The sequence below is a fragment of the Alistipes sp. ZOR0009 genome (assembly GCF_000798815.1).
Lineage (GTDB): Bacteria > Bacteroidota > Bacteroidia > Bacteroidales > ZOR0009 > Acetobacteroides.
Map to the genome: position 1 here is coordinate 36,192 of NZ_JTLD01000019.1, position 18,658 is coordinate 54,849.

General features: G+C 42.5%; 16 protein-coding genes and 2 tRNA genes. 7 read left to right on the forward strand and 11 right to left on the reverse strand.

Going from position 1 to position 18,658, the window contains the following annotated elements:
* Positions 1 to 35: 35 nt before the first annotated feature.
* The 4 genes from L990_RS06560 to L990_RS06575 all read right to left on the reverse strand — a co-directional run bounded on the left by L990_RS06560 (position 36) and on the right by L990_RS06575 (position 2,212).
* Positions 36 to 629, reverse strand: coding sequence for a 7-carboxy-7-deazaguanine synthase QueE (locus tag L990_RS06560; RefSeq protein WP_047446716.1), 594 nt, complete (start codon positions 627 to 629; stop codon positions 36 to 38).
* On the reverse strand, positions 616 to 1,008 hold the full coding sequence (locus L990_RS06565) for a 6-pyruvoyl trahydropterin synthase family protein (RefSeq protein WP_231562255.1): 393 nt from the start codon (positions 1,006 to 1,008) through the stop codon (positions 616 to 618). The genes L990_RS06560 and L990_RS06565 overlap by 14 nt, the downstream gene beginning before the upstream one ends.
* Positions 1,009 to 1,227: 219 nt before the next feature.
* A complete protein-coding gene (locus tag L990_RS06570; protein ID WP_156121403.1) occupies positions 1,228 to 1,605 on the reverse strand; it encodes a hypothetical protein in 378 nt (125 codons plus the stop codon).
* Positions 1,606 to 1,609: 4 nt separating this feature from the next.
* Complete coding sequence (locus L990_RS06575; RefSeq protein ID WP_047446720.1) at positions 1,610 to 2,212, reverse strand: hypothetical protein; 603 nt, start codon at positions 2,210 to 2,212, stop codon at positions 1,610 to 1,612.
* A gap of 299 nt (positions 2,213 to 2,511) precedes the next feature.
* On the opposite strand from L990_RS06575, the gene L990_RS06580 reads away from it, so the two are divergent.
* Both L990_RS06580 and L990_RS06585 read left to right on the forward strand, forming a co-directional pair.
* Positions 2,512 to 2,595 (forward strand) — tRNA-Leu (locus tag L990_RS06580).
* A gap of 21 nt (positions 2,596 to 2,616) precedes the next feature.
* Positions 2,617 to 2,700 (forward strand) — tRNA-Leu (locus L990_RS06585).
* Positions 2,701 to 2,853: 153 nt separating this feature from the next.
* Here L990_RS06585 and L990_RS06590 read toward each other — a convergent pair.
* The 4 genes from L990_RS06590 to L990_RS06605 all read right to left on the reverse strand — a co-directional run bounded on the left by L990_RS06590 (position 2,854) and on the right by L990_RS06605 (position 7,825).
* Positions 2,854 to 4,590: a phospho-sugar mutase gene (locus tag L990_RS06590; RefSeq protein WP_047446722.1), complete on the reverse strand. Its 1,737-nt coding sequence runs from the start codon at positions 4,588 to 4,590 to the stop codon at positions 2,854 to 2,856.
* A gap of 2 nt (positions 4,591 to 4,592) precedes the next feature.
* On the reverse strand, positions 4,593 to 5,465 hold the full coding sequence (gene rfbD, locus L990_RS06595; RefSeq protein WP_047446723.1) for a dTDP-4-dehydrorhamnose reductase: 873 nt from the start codon (positions 5,463 to 5,465) through the stop codon (positions 4,593 to 4,595).
* A 70-nt stretch (positions 5,466 to 5,535) separates the two neighbouring features.
* On the reverse strand, positions 5,536 to 6,483 hold the full coding sequence (locus L990_RS06600; protein ID WP_047446725.1) for a UDP-glucuronic acid decarboxylase family protein: 948 nt from the start codon (positions 6,481 to 6,483) through the stop codon (positions 5,536 to 5,538).
* A 16-nt stretch (positions 6,484 to 6,499) separates the two neighbouring features.
* Positions 6,500 to 7,825 (reverse strand): UDP-glucose dehydrogenase family protein, encoded by a 1,326-nt coding sequence (locus L990_RS06605; protein ID WP_047446728.1) that lies wholly within the window; start codon positions 7,823 to 7,825, stop codon positions 6,500 to 6,502.
* Between the two features lie 369 nt (positions 7,826 to 8,194).
* On the opposite strand from L990_RS06605, the gene rpsA reads away from it, so the two are divergent.
* The 5 genes from rpsA to L990_RS06630 all read left to right on the forward strand — a co-directional run bounded on the left by rpsA (position 8,195) and on the right by L990_RS06630 (position 14,566).
* Entirely contained in the window at positions 8,195 to 10,036 is a 1,842-nt protein-coding gene (gene rpsA, locus L990_RS06610) for a 30S ribosomal protein S1 (protein WP_052180803.1), read from the forward strand.
* Between the two features lie 18 nt (positions 10,037 to 10,054).
* The gene (locus L990_RS06615) at positions 10,055 to 10,399 is read left to right on the forward strand and encodes an STAS domain-containing protein (protein WP_047446730.1); all 345 of its coding nucleotides are present in this window, start codon (positions 10,055 to 10,057) and stop codon (positions 10,397 to 10,399) included.
* A gap of 4 nt (positions 10,400 to 10,403) precedes the next feature.
* The gene (locus tag L990_RS06620) at positions 10,404 to 11,336 is read left to right on the forward strand and encodes a ribonuclease Z (RefSeq protein WP_047446758.1); all 933 of its coding nucleotides are present in this window, start codon (positions 10,404 to 10,406) and stop codon (positions 11,334 to 11,336) included.
* 15 nt (positions 11,337 to 11,351) lie between these two features.
* Entirely contained in the window at positions 11,352 to 12,881 is a 1,530-nt protein-coding gene (guaA, locus tag L990_RS06625) for a glutamine-hydrolyzing GMP synthase (RefSeq protein WP_047446732.1), read from the forward strand.
* A 269-nt stretch (positions 12,882 to 13,150) separates the two neighbouring features.
* Entirely contained in the window at positions 13,151 to 14,566 is a 1,416-nt protein-coding gene (locus tag L990_RS06630) for an inorganic phosphate transporter (protein WP_047446733.1), read from the forward strand.
* Positions 14,567 to 14,729: 163 nt separating this feature from the next.
* Here the strand turns inward: L990_RS06630 and L990_RS06635 are convergent, their stop codons facing one another.
* The 3 genes from L990_RS06635 to L990_RS06645 all read right to left on the reverse strand — a co-directional run bounded on the left by L990_RS06635 (position 14,730) and on the right by L990_RS06645 (position 18,170).
* A complete protein-coding gene (locus L990_RS06635) occupies positions 14,730 to 16,148 on the reverse strand; it encodes a sulfatase (protein WP_047446735.1) in 1,419 nt (472 codons plus the stop codon).
* 331 nt (positions 16,149 to 16,479) lie between these two features.
* Positions 16,480 to 17,376 (reverse strand): SH3 domain-containing protein, encoded by an 897-nt coding sequence (locus tag L990_RS20600; RefSeq protein ID WP_047446737.1) that lies wholly within the window; start codon positions 17,374 to 17,376, stop codon positions 16,480 to 16,482.
* Positions 17,377 to 17,507: 131 nt separating this feature from the next.
* Positions 17,508 to 18,170, reverse strand: a complete 663-nt coding sequence (locus L990_RS06645; RefSeq protein ID WP_231562256.1) for a hypothetical protein — start codon at positions 18,168 to 18,170, stop codon at positions 17,508 to 17,510.
* Positions 18,171 to 18,658: the final 488 nt, after the last annotated feature.

Below are 18,658 nucleotides of genomic sequence, written 5' to 3' on the forward strand. Positions count from 1 at the left end.
CCCTCTCCTTTTATATTTGGTAACGTAGCATGCAATTATAGAATGTTTAAAATCTTGTGTGTTTGAAGGCTTAATCGCCACTCTGGGTGATTTTTAATATAGTGGATGCAGTAGTCTACATTGGCTTTCACCATGTCGAAACGTTGTCGTGGGGCTCCCATAAACATAGGGCTTAAAAAGTAGTTTTCGGCATGTGGAAGTTCTTTAATAGAAGGAATAGGTGTATTCAATTCAATAGGGTACCTAATCTCGTTGATGCGAGTCGGTTTTATTTCGCTGGGCTTTACTTTGGGGCTTACGGTAATGTAGTCTATTAGAGATGGAACTTCATTGGTTCCGTTCGTTTCTATAGCATGGTAGTAGCCTTCAAAATAGCGTAATATTTCATCTGTTAGCTGTAGAGTTGGCTCACCTCCAGTCCACAGTATATTTTTGCACGAATACTGATTCACTTCATTCAGAAGTTGCTCTAGCGTGTACTCTTGGCCTTTATTCCAATCTGTATCGCAGAACCAGCAATTCAGATTGCAGTTCGATAGGCGTATAAATACAAAAGGTTTTCCGGTATTAGCACCTTCGCCTTGGAGAGAATAGAAAATCTCAACGATTTTGAGCTTAGTCTTCAACATAGCTCGCCATGGTTTTCTCCGTTTCCTTTACATCTACCCTGTAAAGCTGCTCAAACTGTTTTTTGAATTTGCTATATAGGAAAAAGGCAATATTTTCAGCGCTAGGTTGTATTTTAAGAATATCGTTAAGATGGCTATGGTCTAACACGGTGTCAAGATATTCTTTTATTGGTTGAAGTTGGCGGTAATCAATTATAAAGCCATTGGCATTTAGCTCGCCTTTAAAATGGAAGAAAACTTTGTAGTTATGTCCATGTAGGCGCATGCACGGATGGCCTTCTTCTAGCCCATTAAGCGTGTGACTTGCTGAAAAATTAAACTCTTTGTAAATGCTGTACATCTCTTCCGTTAAATCGGGATTGTAATTTAAAAGGAACAAGATAAGTTGCTTATCTTGCAAAAACGCCTGCAAACATACTATTTCTTTTGAATATTATTTAGTTAAAAGGAGTTTTGGCAAGAAATCTGGAGACCTGAAAACTATAATTAGGAAATGGCTGTATTCAAGTTGCTCCTAGTATAAAGCAGAAGGAGAAGTCTGTTCTCTTGAACTTATATTAAAGAGGAAGCTCGTTTCATCGTTGTTTAGAACAATGGGCTATTCGCAAATTTCGTCAAGCCATTTATTGGTGACGTAACCATTGGCATCTACCAAAAATACCGCTCCAACAGGGCACCCGTTTGGCCCTATGGAGTCGATAATATAGCGGTAGTCAATTGTCATATCGATGGGGTTACCTAAAATTTTTTTTAGGGTAGATGTATCTGTTGGAATAGGAATTAGCTCTACGACTCTTTTTAAGCTAGCATAATCTCGATGCTCTTGAAAGTGAACTCCCCTTTGCTTTAGCTCTCTATTGCAAGATGATAGGAGGATAATAGACGCAAATAAAATAGTAATAGTTGCTGCTGGCTTGATTTTATTTTGCAGGCCACTCTTCAACTTGCTCATCTCCTTATTATTTGCTGTTTTCAAAGTGCTAAGGCATTTTTTCGATTCGCATAAAATCGATGGTGTACTTTGTCGAACCCGACGACGGGAATTTAAGCAAAAACCCAAGCATTGTAGAGGTTGTTCCTGTTATGCGGAATGTAAAATTGTATAGATTTCTATTATCCTGCTTAAAGTGCCGTATGTTTACGAATTTGCCATCGTACATAATGAAAGATTGAATACCAACATTTGTGCCTTTATCCTCATATGTTCTATATGGCATGTTTGGAATTTGGTAGTATCTTCTGGCAAAATGCAAAAAAACGACATCTTTTAGAGTATCTGCTTCAATTTGGAAGGTTACTCGATGCTCTCCCGCAGCTAATGGGATATTACGCAAAAAACGAATACTGTCTTTCTGAGCACTGCTGTTTAACGTCAGTGTTAGCCCCTTTCCGATATCCGCTTTGCCAAAAGATATCTTGGGAGAAGCACTCCCTCCTCCAATTATTTGCCAATCAGATGGAAGTGTGGATGTTCCCCATTCGGAAAAAGTGTCGTATAAAACTTCTTTGGGTTCAACAGCTTCTTTTGAGCATCCCCCTAAAATTAAAAGCGCAAATGTGGCGCTAAGTAAAATGTATTTCATAAAATGATTTTTTATTGTGGTCCTTTTATTGTTGTATCTATATGGTTAGATCTATTATCTGTGCGGATAGTTAATAGATGCAAATATAGTAGGATGTTTCCACTTCATGAAAAATAATTGTAACTATTTTATATTCATCTTAAATAAAGCTGCTGTCGGATTAAAGAATGGGGGATGACTGCTTTTTAGCTGTGAAGGATTTGCTGGAAAATGAATAAAAAGTTAATAAATACTCTTGCAGATGCCCGAAAAATATCTACTTTTGCAACGTCAAACATCAGTGCGCTTCACGATAATACGCCCAGATGGCGGAATTGGTAGACGCGCTAGTTTCAGGGACTAGTGTTAGCAATAGCGTGCAGGTTCGAGTCCTGTTCTGGGTACGACAGATGTTTGTTTAAATTGGTCAGGTGGTGGAATTGGTAGACACGCTACTTTGAGGGGGTAGTGGCCGTTGGGTCGTGTGAGTTCGAGTCTCATCCTGATCACAGAAGAGGTTGTTAACAATATAAAATTGTTTGCAACCTCTTTTTTTTGTGAAATTTTTCGCCCTATTCATAAGTAACTTCTTAGAAAGAAATATTGAGTTTGATGCATAAAAAAGCGGTTCTACTAAAGAACCGCTTTTTATATTGGCAGGCTTATTTTAAGCCAAGGTCTTCAATAACTCTATCTATTTTACGATTTAGTAAGTTGTCTACCATTTCGTAATCCTCGGCATTGTTGAGTGCTTCTTTTACTCCAAAGTAAAACTTGATCTTCGGTTCGGTACCTGAAGGACGAACTGAAATAATAGTTCCATCTTGTGTTACAAATTGAAGTACATCCGATTTAGGTAGCTCAATTGTGTAACGGAGTTCGCTTATGGTATCGTAGGTTTCACCCGCCTTGTAGTCGTGCACTAGCATAACTTTAGCACCTGCAATTGTTTGAGGAGGTGTGCTGCGGAAGTTATCCATCATTTTTTTGATCTCTTCTTGTCCGCTAATCCCTTTTTTGGTAACGGATAGAAGTTTCTCCTTGTAAATCCCGTAACGTACGTAAATTTCTTTTAGTAGCTCTAAAAGGGTTTTTCCTTGCTCTTTAGCCCAAGCTGCTGTTTCTGCTATTAAGGCGCATGAGATAACTGCATCCTTGTCGCGGACAAATTCGCCTGCTAAGTAGCCGTAACTCTCTTCTCCACCCATAATGAAGTTCTTTGAGCCTTCATTTTTGCCTATAATATCAGCAATGTATTTGAAGCCTGTAAGCACGTTGAAAACTTCGACGTTGTAGTCCTTAGCAATATCTTTTAGCAAGTCGGTTGTTACAATGGTTTTTACAATGTACTCTTTCCCTTTTAAAAGATCTTTTTCTTTCCACTTATTAATCATGTAGAAGCAAAGTAGCGAAGCCGTCTGATTTCCATTTAAAAGTTCATATTTGCCATCTGCAACCTTAACTGCAACTCCAACACGGTCGGCGTCAGGGTCTGTTGCCAAAACCAAATCCGCATTCTCGATTTTGGCCTTTTCGATAGCCATTTCTAAGGTGCTGGTCTCTTCTGGATTTGGAGATTTTACAGTAGGGAAGTTGCCGTCCACAACGTCTTGTTCCGGAATGTGAATTACATTTTTAAAACCGAAGCGTTCAAGCGTTTTAGGAACTAATTTTACTCCTGTTCCATGAATTGGAGTATATACAATTTTTAAATCGGCATGCTTTTTAATAATTTCTGGCGATAGAGATAGCCCAACGAGACGGTCAATGTACAAACTGTCAATTTGTTCTCCGATAACTTCTACCTTTCCGTTGCCTCCGTTGAACTTAATTTCATCAATTGTGGTGATGTTATTCACCTCGTTAATGATGTTTTTGTCATGAGGCGCTATTATTTGGGCTCCATCACCCCAATATACCTTATATCCGTTGTATTCTTTGGGATTGTGGGATGCTGTTACAACTACTCCTGCTTTACATCCTAACTCTCTAATCGTAAAGCTAAGTTCAGGCGTTGGTCGTAAGCTATCGAATAGATATGCTGTAAATCCGTTGGCTGCAAAAATTTTAGCGGTTGTTTCGGCAAATAGGCGGCTGTTGTTTCTGCTGTCGTGTGCAATTGCAACGCTAACAGGTTCGTTGGGGAAGGTTTTTAGGATGTAGTTTGCTAAACCTTGAGTTGCCATACCTACCGTATAAATATTCATACGGTTGGTTCCTACTCCCATTATTCCACGAAGACCACCTGTGCCAAATTCAAGACTTTGATAGAATGATTCCTTTAACTCTTGAGGATCTTCACTCATCAATCTTTTTACTTCACGCTTGGTGGCTTCGTCATAGTTCCCATTTAGCCAAATGGTTGCCTTTTCTGTAATCTGAGGCTCTACTGTATTCATATCTATTTGTTTAATTTACTTAAGCAGGTTGCAAGGCTGTGCTTCCAATGTGGAATTGCGATTTCGAATGTTGCCTTTATTTTATTTTTGTTTAAAACGCTATAGTGTGGTCGTTTGGCAGGTGTTGGATAGCTCGCTGATTCTATTGGAAACAGATTACATCCAATGTTTTCCATGTCGAATATTTCGCGGGTAAAATCGTACCAGCTGCATACGCCTTCATTGGTGTAGTGATATATGCCAGAGAAAAAGGTGTCGTTAACGCTTGTGATCTTATCTGCAATTGTTAGTAGGGCAGAGGCTAAATCGTGAGCGTATGTTGGACTTCCTACTTGATCGAAAACAACATTTAGAGTTTCGCGTTCTTTCCCTAAGCGAAGCATCGTTTTTACAAAGTTATTTCCGAATGTGGAGTAGAGCCAAGCTGTTCTTACGACAATGCCTTTACTATAGGCGCATGCTTGCATTTCTCCCTGGAGCTTAGTCGCTCCATAAACCGATTGTGGATTTGTTGCATCTTTTTCGTTGTATGGCTTATATCCCATTCCGTCAAAGACATAATCCGTCGAAACCTGAATTAGCCATGCATCGACCAGCTTGGCTGCTTCGACGATATTCTTAACGCCTGTTGCATTTACTAATTCTGCTAATGCAGGTTCAGATTCAGCCTTATCTACAGCTGTATAAGCAGCGCAGTTTATAATTACAGAGGGCTTATCTCTTTTTATGATGGCAGATAGTTTTGCTAAATCGGTTATGTCTATTTTAGGGAAATCGTAAAATTTGAAATCTACTTCCAAATTTTGAGAAATCTCCTTGATTTCGCTTCCTAGCTGTCCATTGCTACCAATAACTACGTAGATACGTTTACTCATATCTCAAAAATTATGCGAACAAATTTGATTATTAAAAGCTAACTATACAATAAGACTGGTCTGTTGTGGCCTACTTGTTTTTAAACTTGGTGAAATACTCGATAGTCTTAGTTAAACCTTCTTCAAGTTGAACCGTTGGCTCCCAATTATTGAGGTGCTGTTTTGCAAGATCGATTCGAGGTTGTCGTTGAATCGGATCATCGGAAGGGAGCTCTTTAAATACGATTTTTGATTTGGATCCGGTGAGCCTTATTACTTTTTCCGCAAGATCAAGAATTGTAAACTCCTTAGGGTTTCCAAGATTAAATGGGCCTGTTATGTCATCGTTAGTTCCCATCATTCGAATCATTCCTTCCACTAAGTCATCAACGTATTGGAAGCTGCGGGTCTGTGATCCATCTCCATAAACAGTGATATCCTCGTTGTTTAACGCCTGCATGATAAAGTTGGAGACAACTCGACCGTCATTAATACTCATTCTTGGGCCATAGGTGTTAAATATACGTATGATTTTGATACGTACGTTATTCTGATAGCGGTAGTTTACGAATAGAGTTTCGGCGCAGCGCTTGCCTTCGTCGTAGCAGGAGCGGAGACCAATGGGATTTACATGGCCCCAATACTCCTCTGTCTGAGGATGAACTTGAGGGTCTCCGTACACTTCGCTTGTAGATGCTTGTAGTATTTTTGCTTTAACCCGTTTGGCTAAACCTAACATATTGATGGCTCCCATTACAGAGGTTTTAACCGTTTTAATGGGATTGTATTGGTAGTGAATAGGAGAAGCAGGACATGCAAGGTTGTATATTTCGTCAACCTCTGCAAAGAATGGAGATATGACGTCGTGCCTTACAAGCTCAAAGTAGGGGTTGTTGATTAAGTGAACCACATTTTCCTTTGATCCTGTGAAGAAGTTATCTAAGCAAATGACATCGTGACCGTCGTTTAGCAAACGCTCACAAAGGTGGGAGCCTAAAAAGCCTGCACCACCTGTCACTAAAATCCTTTTCCTGCTCATCCTAATAGGTTTTATGTTACTTCATAGGCTTTCTTCCGATGCTGAAATAGACATACCCTTGTTCTTTTAACTCTTCTGGCTCGTAGATATTTCGGCCATCGAAAATCACCTTTTGATTCATTGTCTTTTCTAATTCTGCATAGTTAAGAATTCTGAATTCAGTCCATTCAGTGATTAGTATTAGCGCATCAGCGTTTCTTGTTGCTTCGTATTGCGAGGTGGCGTACTCTATTTTATCTCCTAAAATATGCTTTGCCTCATTCATCGCAACAGGATCGTAAGCAGAAACCGTAGCCCCGTCTTTTAGTAAGCTTTCAATGATTACTACTGATGGAGCTTCGCGCATGTCGTCGGTGTTAGGTTTAAACGAAAGCCCCCAAACCGCAATCTTTTTTCCTTTTAGATTACCATTAAAGAAGCTTCGAACTTTATTGTAAACAACTAACTTTTGTTTTTCGTTCACATTTTCAACCGATTTTAGAATCTCAAGCGAGTGATTGTTGTCTTGAGCGGTCTTTATTAGTGCTTTAACGTCTTTTGGGAAGCAGCTTCCTCCGTATCCGGCACCAGGATAGATGAACTTGTTTCCAATTCGGGAGTCGGAGCCGACTCCTTTTCTAACCAAGTTAACATCGGCCCCAACTATTTCGCAAAGGTTGGCGATGTCGTTCATAAAGCTAATCTTGGTTGCAAGCATGGCGTTAGCGGCATACTTTGTTAGCTCCGACGAAAACAAATCCATGAATATTATTGGATGCCCATTTAGCACAAACGGCTTATAGAGCTTGCTCATGATCTTTTGAGCCTCTTCCGTTTCTACCCCAACGACAATTCTGTCTGGCTTTAGGAAGTCTTCTATTGCGTTTCCTTCTTTTAGGAATTCGGGGTTGGATGCTACATCAAAAGGGATGTTAGCTCCTCTCTTGTCTAGTTCTTGTTGGATTGCGGCCTTAACCTTTAAGCCAGTGCCTACGGGAACGGTACTTTTATTTACAATAACCATGTACGAGGTTATGTGCTTTCCAATCTCTGATGCAACGGCCAAAACGTGCTTTAAATCAGCGCTGCCATCCTCATCAGGCGGAGTGCCTACCGCAATGAATACAACTTCGGCACCTACCATCGACTCTTTAAGGTTTGTCGAAAAAAACAGCCTTTCTTTTTCGACGTTACGCTTTACCATATCCTCCAAACCTGGCTCGTAAATAGGGATAATGCCCTTGTTGAGCTGGCTGATTTTTTCTTGGTTTACATCTACGCAGGTAACGGTTACCCCTGTTTCTGCAAAGCAGGTACCACTTACGAGTCCCACGTAGCCTGTACCAACAACTGATATTTTCATGGTTTTGTAGTTTTTCGAATTAGTAAAGTGCAATAGTCAACTGCAAAATAAGTTTTCAAAAATATAAAAAAGGATGGCTGTTTTTGATGTAACCCTAGCATAATCTCAAAACATTGCTCACATTTGGGGGCTGCTAGTAGCATAATTTCTTTTGGATTTTCCTATTTCCCATACAAGGGGCGTTGGCTATCTGTTTAGAAGACAAAGGGCAATGTTGGTGCGTCATTTTATTATAAATTCAAAATAAAATAACAAAACAGGCAAAAAAACGTCCTCGATTTATCTCTTGTATCGAAAGAATTCCTAACTTCGCGCCCTAAGAGTTTTCTATACATAATGTCTAACCCATTAGTTGTTAAACTGAATAAAATGACAAACAACGAAGAAATCCTTCGCGAAGAAGGAACTGCAAAGCAATTTGCATCAAAGAACGCTTCAATTCCTGTAGATCAATTTGATTGGGATGCGTTCGAATCAGAACAAGGATTGTACGACGATTCTAAGGATAGCATCCTTAGCAAGTACGACCAAACATTGTCTAACGTTGCTGTAAACGAAGTTGTTGACGGTACCGTTATTTCGATGAACAAGCGTGAAGTAGTGGTAAACATTGGCTACAAGTCGGATGGCGTTGTATCAATGAACGAGTTCCGCTACAATCCAGAGCTTAAAGTTGGCGACGTAGTAGAAGTTTACGTAGAAAGCCAAGAAGACAAAAAAGGTCAGCTTAACCTTTCACACAAAAAAGCACGCGTACTTCGCTCTTGGGATCGTGTTAACGAAGCCCTTGACAAGGACGAAGTTATTAAGGGTTACATCAAGTGCCGTACCCGTGGTGGTATGATCGTTGATGTATTCGGTATTGAGGCATTCCTTCCAGGATCTCAAATCGATGTTAAGCCAATTCGCGACTACGATGTATACGTAGGTAAAACTATGGAATTCAAGGTTGTTAAGATCAACCACGAGTTCAAGAACGTAGTTGTATCGCACAAGGCTCTTATCGAAGAGGAACTTGAGCAACAAAAGAAAGACATCATCGCTAAGCTTGAAAAGGGTCAAGTTCTTGAAGGAACCGTTAAGAACATCACTTCTTACGGTGTATTCATCGACCTTGGTGGCGTAGATGGTCTTATCCATATCACCGACCTATCTTGGGGACGTGTTAACCACCCAGAAGAAATTGTTGAGCTAGATCAGAAGCTTAACGTTGTTATCCTAGACTTTGATGACGCTAAGAAGCGTATCGCTCTAGGTCTTAAGCAGCTTACTGCTCACCCATGGGATTCTCTTGATTCTAACCTTAAGGTTGGCGACAAGGTTAAAGGAAAAGTTGTGGTTATGGCTGACTACGGTGCTTTCGTTGAGATTGCAACTGGCGTTGAAGGTCTAATCCACGTTTCTGAAATGTCTTGGTCGCAACACCTACGTAGCGCTCAGGAGTTCCTAAAGGTTGGCGACGAAGTAGAAGCTGTTATCCTTACTCTAGATCGCGACGAGCGTAAGATGTCTCTTGGCATTAAGCAGCTACGTCAAGATCCATGGGAAAACATCGAAGAAAAGTATGCTGTTAACTCTAAGCATACCGCTCGCGTTCGCAACTTCACCAACTTTGGTGTATTTGTTGAGATCGAAGAAGGTGTTGACGGACTTATTCACATTTCAGACCTATCTTGGACTAAGAAGGTTAAGCATCCATCAGAATTCACTTCAATTGGTGCTGAAATCGAGGTTGTTGTTCTTGAAATCGACAAGGAAAACCGCCGCTTAAGCTTAGGTCACAAGCAGCTTGAAGAAAATCCATGGGATGTATTCGAAACTGTATTTACTACCGATTCTATTCACGAAGGAACAATCGTTGAGCTAGAAGATAAGGGTGCTCGTATTGCGCTTCCTTACGGTGTTGATGGTTTCGCTACTCCAAAGCATCTAACCAAGGAAGACGGTACACCTGCTAAGCTTGAAGAAAAGCTTGAGTTTAAGGTTATCGAATTCAACAAGGGTGCTAAGAGAATCATCGTTTCTCACAGCCGTACCTTCGAAGATGCTAAGAAGACCGAAGAAAAGGCAGAGAAGAAAGCTAAGGCTGCAGCTACTAACAAGGCTGTAAAGAAGGTGAAGACTAACATCGAAAAGACCACCCTTGGCGATATCGATGCTCTTGCTGCTCTTAAGTCTGAAATGGAAGGTAAAGCAAATACCGAAGAATAATCTTCTCACACCATTGCGATGAATGTGAATATTGAAAAGTTGCCGGAATATACCTTGATAAAGGTGCTAGATTCTAAGCTGGACACGACTATTGCTCCCGAATTGAAGTCGGAGCTGGTTGTAATAGCGGGCAACGGCGAAAAGAACTTGGTTCTTGATCTAAGCAATTGCCAGTATTGCGATTCGTCGGGGTTGAGCGCTATTTTGGTAGCTAACCGCCTAAGCAAAAATGCGGAAGGTATCTTTGTTTTGACAGGATTGACGGAAATGGTGGAGCAGCTTGTTAAGCTTTCACAGCTTGATACGGTGCTAAACATTGCCACAACTCCGGAGGATGTTCAATCGTTCTTCCAAAACAGCTAGGTTAGTGAATTTTAGCGTTACTATTTTAGGCACAAGTTCGGCTCTGCCGACTATAGACCGATATCCAACCGCTCATGCGCTCAATGTGCATGAGCGGTTTTTTTTAATCGACTGCGGAGAGGGAACTCAAATGCAGCTTCGACGAAACCGCTTTAAGCTGATTCGTATCAACCATATTTTTATTACCCACCTGCACGGCGACCACTTTTTTGGACTTTTTGGACTGCTCTCCACCATGAATCTTTTAGGTAGAAAAAACGACCTGTATGTTTACGGACATCGGTTGTTGAAGGAGGTGCTGGATGACCATCTGAAGGTCTTTGGAGCCGAATTTGGCTACAAAGTTGTATTTAACGAGGTGGCTGTTAAAAGCAAGGAGGTGATTTATGAGGATGATGGGCTGCAGGTTGAAGCGTTTCCGTTAAAGCACCGCATCTCGTGTTTTGGATATCTTTTTAGGGAAAAGGAACCGCATCGTAACATCCACAAGTGGATGATTGAGAAGTACAGAATATCGCTGGCACAGGTGGTGAAAATCCGTAATGGCGCCGATTTGGTACTCGATGATGGGGAGGTTATTCCCAACGACAAGCTAACCTACTTACCGTACGAGCCCCGTTCGTACGCATTCTGTTCCGATACGGCATTTTCCAACAAGGTTGCCGAATATGTTAAGGATGTGGATTTGCTCTACCACGAGGCGACGTTTACCAACGATCTGAAGAAGATGGCGGCACAAACAGGGCACTCTACCGCGCTGCAGGCGGGGAAGGTGGCTCGGTTAGCTAATGTCAAAAAGCTGATAATTGGCCATTTCTCTTCCAGATATAAGGATATTTCGGTATTTTTGCACGAGGCAAAAGAGGAGTTTCCTAATACGGAGCTAGCCAAGGAAGGGCTAACCATTTCAATTGATTTGAAACGATTTAAGGATTAAGCATCCAACAACAATATGCAAGAGAAAATTTTAATTCTTGATTTTGGATCGCAGTATACCCAGCTTATTGCTCGACGAGTACGTGAGCTTAACGTGTATTGTGAGATCCATCCGTTCAACCATTTTCCGGCGCTCGATGCATCGGTAAAGGGGGTGATTTTATCGGGTAGCCCATTCTCGGTTCGCGATGAGAAAGCTCCAGTTCCGGATTTGACAACCATTAAAGGACAGGTACCTCTTTTGGGTGTTTGCTACGGAGCTCAGTTCCTTTCGCACTACTACGGTGGCGAGGTAAAAGCCTCCAACACCCGCGAGTATGGCCGTGCCAACCTAGCGCATGTAGACGATCAGGATCCTTTATTCAGCGCCATTAGCCAGCACTCGCAGGTATGGATGTCGCATGGCGATACCATCGTTTCGATTCCGGACACCTACACCATTGTGGCTAGCACCAACGATGTAAAGGTGGCAGGGTACCGCGTAGGCGAGGAGCAAACTTGGGGGATTCAGTTTCACCCAGAAGTGTATCACAGCACCGAAGGGTCGCAGCTGCTAAAGAACTTTGTGGTAAATATCTGTGGATGTACCCAAGACTGGACGCCTGCCTCGTACGTGGAAACTACCGTTAAGGAGCTTCGCGAGAAGTTGGGTAACGATAAGGTTATCCTTGCGCTTTCGGGTGGGGTAGACTCTACCGTAGCCGGAGTACTTCTGCAGCGTGCCATAGGCGATAATCTTACCTGTATCTTTGTTGATAACGGGCTGCTCCGTAAGGACGAGTTCAAGAACGTTATGGAGGCCTACAAAATTCTTGGCCTAAACGTTATTGGAGTTGATGCTCGCCATAAGTTCTGGAACGACCTTAAGGGAGAAACCGATCCAGAAGGAAAACGTAAGATCATTGGTCGCGACTTCATCGAGGTGTTCGATGTGGAGGCGCACAAGATTCAGGACGTGAAGTGGCTGGCTCAGGGAACCATCTACCCCGATGTAATTGAGTCGGTATCGGTAAATGGCCCATCGGCTACCATTAAGTCGCACCACAACGTTGGAGGGCTACCCGAGAAGATGAATATGAAGGTGGTGGAACCGCTTCGCCTGCTATTTAAGGACGAGGTTCGCCGTGTAGGCCGTCAGCTCGAAATCCCAGCAATGTTCCTTGATCGCCATCCTTTCCCAGGTCCAGGTCTTGGGATTCGTATCCTTGGCGAGGTTACCGAAGAGAAGGTTGCCCTACTTCAGGAAGCCGACCATATCTTTATCCAAGGATTGCGCGATGCCGATCTTTACAAGGATGTTTGGCAGGCAGGCGTTATGCTGCTTCCCGTACAATCGGTAGGGGTGATGGGCGACGAGCGTACCTACGAGTTTGTTGTGGCGCTACGTGCGGTAACATCAACCGACGGTATGACCGCCGATTGGGCGCACCTTCCATACGAGTTCTTGGCTAAGATCTCTAACGATATCATCAACAAGGTGCGCGGAATTAACCGCGTAGTGTACGATATCAGCTCTAAGCCACCAGCAACTATCGAGTGGGAATAGAATGATAGGAGAGACGCGATTAATTGCCTCTCTATAACAAAATAAAGCGGTCGCCTCGGTTTCGGGGCGACCGTTTTATTTACTTAGGATTGTATTGTAGGCGGAGAATAGCAGATTCCTACCATCTCTTTTAATGTTTCATAGCCGATTTGTTAACCCTAAGCTTTCTAATCGTCTATTCGGCTTAACGTTATCTTAATATATTAAAAAAGCTGCCTTAACCTTTGCCATACCCGATTTGGTACCTTTGCATCCTAAAATTTTAATTTATGTTTGGACTGAGTGATGGCATGACCTTACTGCTTATTGTAAGTATTATAGCAGCATTGGCCTTTGAGTTCATCAATGGCTTTCACGATACCGCCAATGCGGTAGCAACGGTTATTTATACCCGATCGCTGAAGCCTCGTACGGCCGTTGTCTGGTCGGGGATATGGAATTTCCTAGGCGTATATTTTGGTGGCTTGGCGGTGGCTATGGCTATCATTAACCTGCTCCCCCTCGAGATACTCGTGGATCAAAACGTAGCGCACAATATGGCGATGGTCTTTGCGCTGATACTGACTGCCATATTCTGGAATCTGGGGACTTGGTATTTTGGCATTCCCTGCTCGAGCTCGCATACGCTGCTCGGATCAATATTTGGGGTGGGTATCGCCTTCATGTTCATCAACGTGGATGGTAGCGTGGCCCTAAACTGGAAGAAGGTGGTTGATGCCGGTCTTGCATTGCTGATTTCCCCCTTGCTGGGTTTTGGGTTGGCCATGCTTATGATGCTTATCTTTAAAAAGGTAGTTAAGAAGAAGAAGTTTTTTACCGAACCCGATCCCAATAAGAAACCTCCGTTCTGGATTCGTAGCATTCTGGTGCTTACTTGTACCAGCGTGAGCTACTTCCACGGCTCTAACGACGGACAAAAGGGAGTAGGGCTTATCATGATAATCCTTATCAGCCTAGCGCCTGCCTATTTTGCCCTCGACAACTCCAAGAGCGTAAGTAATATGTACGGAAACATCCGCTCCATCGAGCTGTACACTACCAAGGTAAATGCCAGCGCCCTTAGCCCTGAGCACCAGAAGGAGCTAGCTGCCATTAAGCTGGAGGTGGCAGATATTAGAAGCGAGATTGAGAAGTCGGAGGTGAAGGATGAGATTAAGGCCGAAAAAAGGTTTAACGTGCGCAAGGACATCGTGCTGATGAGCAAGTCGTACGAGTCGATTCTTAAGGCCAATAAGGATTATGCCGCCATTGGGCTAACCGAAAAGGAGTATAAGGGGTTAAGCAAGAATATAAAGGAGCTTAAGACGTTTACCGAGTATGCACCATGGCAGGTAATACTGATGGTTTCTATGGCGCTAGGTTTGGGAACCATGATCGGATGGAAGCGCATTGTGGTAACTATTGGCGAGAAGATTGGCAAATCGCATCTTTCCTATGCGCAGGGTGCTAGCGCCGAGATTGTGGCATCGAGCACCATTGGGTTATCGTCTGTATTAGGGCTTCCGGTAAGTACCACCCACGTTCTTTCGTCGGGTATTGCGGGTACGATGGTTTCGCAGGGAGGATTAAAGAACCTGCAAGCTAAAACTATTAAGAACATCCTAATTGCTTGGGTGGTAACCATACCAGTTACGGTAGCCCTTTCGTGCGGAATCTTCTTGGGGCTATACTACCTGCTGGGCTAGAAAAACGATACTAGAAGCAGGAAGCTAAACGTTAGGCTTTCGCGCTGAAGAAATAGAAAGGTCGCCTCGGTTTCGGGGCGACCTTTTATTTTATCGGTGAGTAGAGCCGTTGCGCTATAACCGCTCTACCCAATATTTATGCTTACAGTACCAGCAGGAGTGGCTACTTAACCCTGCCCGGTTCTCTTCTGTTTTTCCCGGGATTTCCGGTTAGGTCGTCGCCCAAGTCCTCGCGGGCATCGGCCGCAATTTTCTCCAGCTCGCGTACAATCTCGGGGTAGGCGTCCTTTACATCGTACCGTTCGCCCGGATCGCGGCGCAGGTCGTACAGCGCACCTTCAAACATAAAGTTCTCATTGGCCCCGCCGGGTTGTCCGTCCTTGCCGGGTGCAAACCCTTCGTAGGTACGCCCCGGATGCTTAAATACCAGCTTCCAATCGCCATTGCTAACGGCTTCGAGGCTATTTCGGCGGTAGTAGTAGAGGAAGCTTTTGCGCGGATTGGCATCCATATCGCCCTTCATGAGCTCGATGAGGTTAACCCCATCAATCTTATTCTTAGGAAGCGGCGCTTGGGCAATTGCGGCCAAGGTGGGAAGGATATCGATACCCGAAACCAGCTTGCTGCAAACCCGTCCTTCGGGGATTACCCCCTTCCAGTACATGAGGCACGGAACGCGCTGCCCGCCTTCGAAGGTGGTGCCCTTACCTTCGCGCAGACCGCCAGCGCTGCCGGCGTGGTTGCCGTAGTTAAACCACGGGCCGTTGTCTGAGGTAAATACCACCAGCGTGTTTTCCTCCATCTTAAGCTCCCGTAGCGTTTGCATTATCTGGCCGATGCTCCAGTCAATCTCCATCATCACATCGCCGTAAAGCCCCTGCTTCGATTTTCCCCTAAACTTATCCGATACAGCCAACGGAACGTGCGGAAGCGGATGGGCCAGGTAGACGAAGAACGGCTTAGATCGATGCTTGCGGATGTACGACACCGTTCGCTCGGTAAATTGGGTGGTAAACTGGTTGATATCGGGGTTGGTGGCCACCACGCTATCGCCCTCGTATAGCGGAAGGGCCGGGTAGTAGTTTTTCGTTACCGGGTGGAATGGGCACATGTCGTGCGAGTAGGGGATGCCCGAGAACTCGTCGAACCCCTTATGCAGGGGCATAAATTGCGTCTGGCAGCCTACGTGCCACTTGCCGAATGCGGCGGTGGAGTAGCCCCTCTTTTTTAGCACCTGCGCAATAGTCTCCTCCTGGTCGCTGATTCCCATCTTGGCGGTATGGTCGATGGCTCCGCTAAAGCCAACTCGGTTGGGGTAGCAGCCCGTGAGCAATCCGGCTCGGGAGGCGCTAGATACCGCCTGTGCCGAGTAGTAGTGGGAAAAGAACATCCCCTTTTGGGCCATTTGGTCTAGGTTGGGGGTGCTGTAGCCCGTAGCCCCCGTTAGCGTAAGGTCGCCATAGCCCATATCGTCGAGGTGGATGACGATAAAGTTGGTGGGCTTAGCCACCTTGGCGCTTTGTGCCGGCACCGCGGCCATCAGCGCGGCAATTGCGGCCGAATGTGTAATGGTTTTCTTCATTGGTGTTAGAGGATAAAGATCGAGAACGGCCTACCACGCTGCCTGTAGCCCCGCTTTTACCGTACGCCTGTCGCCTGCGGATGCAATATCTCGCAGGGGGAGGTTGTTGTCTAGCCTTTTACGCAATTTGGGTGGTCGCACTTCAATCTGGTGTTTCGGCAGGCAAGATAGGGGTTATTTTTGGGATGCCCGCTATTTATATTCGACATAATATTGAGCCTCTCGTCTCTATTAAGATTATGGTGAGTTAGTGAACTTGCTTTGGTGTAGTTTGATTAGAAAGGTTACTTCAAAACTGTAATTACTTACTAACTGAACTTACTTTTTATTATCATAAATCAAAATTGTCATTAATTCTTATTTTTATTTTAAATGCACTCAGGATGGATAATATAAATAGTAAAATTGGCAAAATCATTATTCCGATTTTTATAACAATGTAAAAACTAATTATAATCAAACTTAATATTGAAATGTTAAAGGATAATATTGATACTATTATTAGCAATGGAATTCTATATATCGAAATATGTTTGTAATAAATTAATGATTCTATGATAATACCTACGAATATCAATAAATATATAAGTGACGTTATTGTTATACTTATTGTTAATGATGTTGAGTCAAACATATTATTAAATTCCATACCGTTATGGCGAAATTGCTCTTGATTGTATATGTAAATTAATATTGATGTAATTAGTGGAAATATAGAAATAAAAACTAATCTAACAACCCATGAGTTATATGAAGAAAAATGTTTTCCAATAAAAAAAGTAATAATATTTTCTATTTTATTTGGTAATGTTATTTTTTGACATAAATATTTAGCGTAAAATCTCTTGTGTGTTAGGATGGAATACTTGTTCTCAATATAAGTAGTGAGTTGAAGTAAAAATCTAGGAAGAAATAGTGTCGCAATAAATAAGAGTAAAAATAAAAGTGTGTAGTCTGGTGTTTTATTATTTTTAGAAGCGATTATTTTGTTTTCTGTTGTTAAATATTTGTTATGTATGTATCCTGTATTATTTAAATATATGACTTTACTCCATGTCTTGCCTTTTTCTAGAAGTTTTACTCTCGTGTTTTTATTAAATGTTTGAATTACTTCAGATTTAGTCGAACTATCCTTTCTGAAATTAATGTTATTTGTTGATGTAATAAGATCTTGTGATTGTGATATATTACTAATTATGAGAAATAATGTAATTAGATATGCTTTCATTGAAGTTGTTCAGTATATTGTTAAAAAAATATTTTGATTTAATTTGTTCTTTTGTACATAATACAACCTATCCAAACAGGAGACAAAAGATATGATCTCCTGTTTGGTTTTACACTAAGGTAATGGTGTGTTTAATCTACTTTTACGGCTTCATCGAATTTTCCATTTTTTCCATATAAGCCTAGGTTTCCGTTACTCTCAAGAATGTAGTATTCCCCATGAGCATTATTATACTCATACTTAGTTATACCACTTTTTTTCTTCTCTTTGATTTTTTCTTCAGAAGCAGAACCATCTGTGAATGTTGTTTTCATTAACAGAGTTCCTTTTATGTTTTTATAAAGAATAAGCGAAGCTCCCATGAGGCTTTTGTCGCATCTCCATTTTCCTATTACTTCTCCATTAGTATTTGATGCTTGGTTAGAGATACTGTCTTTACTAATGGGAGGGTTGTTGATTTCTACTTGGAGTTCTGGCTTAAAATGAGTGGTTGCCCAAGCATAAGAGTTTGCATCCATTTCAGGTAAATAGTAGAAAATCCATAGTTTGTCATATTGGCTTCTAGAGGATTTCAATTCGTACGCGATTTCGGTTAATGCAGATTCATCAACAGTTTTGTTAATCCGAATAGAAACATTGTCTTTGCTAAGTGCTTCGTTTGGCTCTTCTGAAATAATTTCATACTTAACATCACTTGGAATACTTGTTTGTTCTACATTCTCACTCTTTGATTTATTTGGTTGATTGCAAGCAAATAATGAAATAGCAATAAGGAGGTAAAAGATTCTTTTCACGGTGACAAAATTATTTGTGTTATTGATAGATTTTTTAATTGTTATTCTTGCAAACCTACTCCCAAACTGGAGATGAACCAAATCTGTTCCTAAGGTTTCCAATTATAAATATTGCTTGCTAAAATAGGCATTATTTAGTGTTGTTGAACTTTTTGTCTGTAGAAAAAATGGCCATATACAAAGGTTTGTAACGGTTCAATGATGCATTATCGGGGTCCAGAACCGGGTCGACGCGCCGTTGGACGTATCCGTTGGGGTTATAGAACGTATCTGGGGTGGTTCGGAACCGGGTCGGAGGGGTTTTGAGGTGGTCGGTCGGGGTTCGGAACCGGGTCGACGCGTCGTTGGACGTATCCGTTGGGGTTGTACAACGTGTCCGGGGTGGTCCGGGACGTATCCGACGGGGTTGTACAACGTATCCGTTGGGGTTATGCAACGTATCTGGGGTGGTTCGGAACCGGGTCGGAGGGGTTCTGAGGTGGTCGGTC